We start from the raw sequence: 2,901 nt of genomic DNA, 5'->3' as shown, positions 1-2,901 counted from the left end.
CGCGCCTGCTGCATCCGCTCGGGATGTATGTCGGGCCGCGGACCCTGCAGTTTCAGATCTACCGGGTCGGGGGCACTACGCTGAATTGGCTGGTGCTGGTCGCCGCCGCCGTGCTGCTGTTGTGGCGGTTTCTGCCCGCTGCATTCTAGCTCCATGCGATCCAAGCATTTGTAAAACAATCCTTATTCTCGCTATCCTCACATTATTTTGACACTGTAAAGATTTCGCTTGACGTTGCCGCCTTCTCTCCGTATTTATCTTTCCATTGTAAAGATAAAGCCCGATGAGGTTCGTCATGATGATTTTCCTGATCCTGCTGCCCTTCGGTGTTTTCTCGGCGCTGATGCTGCTGACCTCGGCCGACATGGCGCTGTTCGCGGCCGCCGCGACCGGCCTCGCCGTCATCGCCTGGGACCAATTCCGCGGCCGTCAGCTCAAGATACTCGGCGCCGGCTCCGTGGTGTTGTTTGTCGGGTTGGGGCTTTACCTCACGCTGGTTGATTCCAGCCTCGGCTCGTCGGCCATCAAGCTGGCCGTCGATGCCGGCGTGCTCGCGATCTCGCTGATGTCGATTGCGATCCGCAAGCCGTTCACGCTGCAATACGCCCGCGAGCTGGTCGATGCCGAAACCCTGGCATTGCCCGGATTCATGACAGCAAATTATGCCATCGCCTGGGCCTGGTCCGCCTGCTTCGTGCTGATGATGGCCGGCAACATCCTGATGATCTACCTGCCCAGCCTGCCGCTGTGGGCGGGCATTGCGATCGCCTTTGCCGCCCGCACCACCGCGGTCTATTTCACCAAATGGTATCCGAACTACCACAAGGCAAAGTTCACGCCGCCGGCCAACTCCGCCGGAGCGCTGTCCGGCTCCTGAATAGTGTGCAAGAAATCGACTGATCCAGGGAGAAAACGATGAAAGACATTTTTGGCAGACTGGCCCAGGACTTCTTCTCCACCATCGTATTCCTGGCCATCTATCTGATCACCGACAACGTCATCCTGGCGACCGCAGTGGCGATTGCCGGCGCGATCGGCCAGGTGATCTACGCCCGCTACAAGGGACAGACGCTCGGCTACATGACCTGGGCGAGCCTTGCCCTCGTCATCGTGCTCGGCGGCGCCACGCTGCTCACCCACGATCCGCGCTTCGTATTGGCCAAGCCCGCGATCGGTCATTTTGCCATCGGCGCGATCATGCTGAAGCGCGGCTGGATGCTGCGCTACATGCCTCCGATCGTGACGGAAACCGTTCCGGAATATGTCACGGTCGCGGGCTATGCTTGGGCGGCCCTGATGTTCGGGCTCGGCGCCGGCACCATTGCGGTCGCAGCGACCGGCGACATCAAACTGTGGGCGTTCTATGTTTCCGTGGTCCTGATCGGGGCCAAGGCCGCAGCCTTCGGCGTGCAATATCTGGCGTTTCGCGTCCTCGTCGGCAGCCGGATCCGGGCCGCCGCCCGCGCCTGATCGCCGCAACCGCCCTATTGGGCATGGGCCGCAAGATGCGCTATACCGCCGCCCGTGTCTGCCCTGTCCCAGAACCATTCCGGTTTTGCGATGAAATGCGTAAGGAGAGCTGAAGATGGCCGTCGACGGAAACTGGAATATCGTCATGACTACCCCGATGGGCGAGCGCAAGGCGACGCTGACCCTGAAGGCCGCCGGCGGCACGCTGACGGGCACGCAGGGCGCCGACGGCAATTCCGGCGAGATTTTTGACGGCACCGTCGCCGGCGACGACGTCGCCTGGAAGATCTCGATCACCAACCCGATGCCGCTGACCCTGGCCTTCTCCGGCAAGGTCGCCGGCGACAGCATGTCCGGCGAAATGGGCATCGGCCCGATGGGCAGCTTCCCGTTCACGGGAACCAGGGCGTAAGCTTTCAGTGTCCCGGACGCGGTGCAGCGCCCTTTGCGCTGCTCCGCAGAGCCGGGACCCATAGTAACGAGTGGACCCCGGATCTGCGCCGGAGTCGCGTGGAGCGCGATAGCGCAGCCCCCCGTTCCTATTTCGGACGGCTGGGCACGATGGCAATCGGATTGAAGGTGTAGACCGCCTCGCCATGCTGGTTGTAGGCGAACCACTTGATGCGGGCGATGCCTTGCGGCTTGGTCCGCGACGGCGTGAGCTCAACCACCTCCCCTTCGAGATGGATGCTATCGCCGGGCCGCACCGGCTTCAGCCAGCGCAGCTCGTCGACACCGGCGCCGAACAGCGGGTGCGGGCCGAACGGCCGGGCACTTGCGGCGAGCCGCATGGCCAACGCAGCCGTGTGCCAGCCGGAAGCGGCGAGGCCGCCGAGAATGGACTTCTTCGCCGCCTCCTCGTCGAGGTGGAACGGCTGCGGATCGTATTCCGATGCGAAGCGGATGATGTCTTCCTTCGACACCGTCACCGCATCGCTCTTGAACCGCATCCCGACCTTGAGGTCGTCAAACCATTCGATCATGCTGCTTTCGATCCGTTTAACAACGAGCGCGCAAGCCGAGGACCTTTCATGTCCCGGACGCGGAGCAGCGTGCAACGCTGATCCGCTGAGCCGGGACCCAGGTCGACGATAGACCCCGGATCAGCAGCGCAACATTGCATGTTGCGCAGCATCCGGGGAACGCCGCACCACCCTCACCCCAGATTCAACTCCTTGAAGAAATCATTGCCCTTGTCGTCGATGATGATGAAGGCGGGAAAATCCTCGACCTCGATGCGCCAGATCGCTTCCATGCCGAGTTCGGGATATTCCACCACCTCGACCTTCTTGATGCAGTGCTCGGCGAGGTTGGCCGCCGAACCGCCGACCGAACCGAGATAGAAGCCGCCATGCTTCTTGCAGGCCTCGCGCACCGCGACGGCGCGGTTGCCCTTCGCCACCATCACCATCGAACCGCCCGCCGCCTGGA

5 protein-coding genes are annotated in these 2,901 nt (G+C 62.4%); 3 read left to right on the top strand and 2 right to left on the bottom strand.

What is annotated here, in order from left to right:
* The first annotated feature begins 283 nt into the window (after nucleotides 1-283).
* The 3 genes from Q7U29_RS20505 to Q7U29_RS20495 all read left to right on the top strand — a co-directional run bounded on the left by Q7U29_RS20505 (nucleotide 284) and on the right by Q7U29_RS20495 (nucleotide 1,882).
* Nucleotides 284-877, top strand: a complete 594-nt coding sequence (locus tag Q7U29_RS20505; RefSeq protein WP_304744338.1) for a hypothetical protein — start codon at nucleotides 284-286, stop codon at nucleotides 875-877.
* Nucleotides 878-915: 38 nt separating this feature from the next.
* Complete coding sequence (locus tag Q7U29_RS20500; protein WP_304744337.1) at nucleotides 916-1,470, top strand: inner membrane-spanning protein YciB; 555 nt, start codon at nucleotides 916-918, stop codon at nucleotides 1,468-1,470.
* A 115-nt stretch (nucleotides 1,471-1,585) separates the two neighbouring features.
* Nucleotides 1,586-1,882 (top strand): hypothetical protein, encoded by a 297-nt coding sequence (locus Q7U29_RS20495; protein ID WP_304744335.1) that lies wholly within the window; start codon nucleotides 1,586-1,588, stop codon nucleotides 1,880-1,882.
* 127 nt (nucleotides 1,883-2,009) lie between these two features.
* Here Q7U29_RS20495 and Q7U29_RS20490 read toward each other — a convergent pair whose 3' ends face one another.
* Both Q7U29_RS20490 and Q7U29_RS20485 read right to left on the bottom strand, forming a co-directional pair.
* Nucleotides 2,010-2,453, bottom strand: coding sequence for a MaoC family dehydratase (locus tag Q7U29_RS20490; RefSeq protein ID WP_304744334.1), 444 nt, complete (start codon nucleotides 2,451-2,453; stop codon nucleotides 2,010-2,012).
* Nucleotides 2,454-2,626: 173 nt separating this feature from the next.
* On the bottom strand, nucleotides 2,627-2,901 hold a 275-nt coding region (locus Q7U29_RS20485; RefSeq protein WP_304744332.1), incomplete at its 5' end, for a fumarate hydratase C-terminal domain-containing protein.

The organism is Bradyrhizobium sp. (assembly GCF_030654605.1).
In the GTDB taxonomy this organism is placed as follows: domain Bacteria; phylum Pseudomonadota; class Alphaproteobacteria; order Rhizobiales; family Xanthobacteraceae; genus Bradyrhizobium.
This window is presented reverse-complemented; position numbering and strand designations above follow the sequence as displayed.

Coding starts and splice junctions, on each gene's coding strand:
- Q7U29_RS20505 (WP_304744338.1), top strand. CDS start 284: ATGAGGTTCGTCATGATGATTTTCCTGATCCTGCTGCCCTTCGGTGTT.
- Q7U29_RS20490 (WP_304744334.1), bottom strand. CDS start 2,453: ATGATCGAATGGTTTGACGACCTCAAGGTCGGGATGCGGTTCAAGAGC.
- Q7U29_RS20495 (WP_304744335.1), top strand. CDS start 1,586: ATGGCCGTCGACGGAAACTGGAATATCGTCATGACTACCCCGATGGGC.
- Q7U29_RS20500 (WP_304744337.1), top strand. CDS start 916: ATGAAAGACATTTTTGGCAGACTGGCCCAGGACTTCTTCTCCACCATC.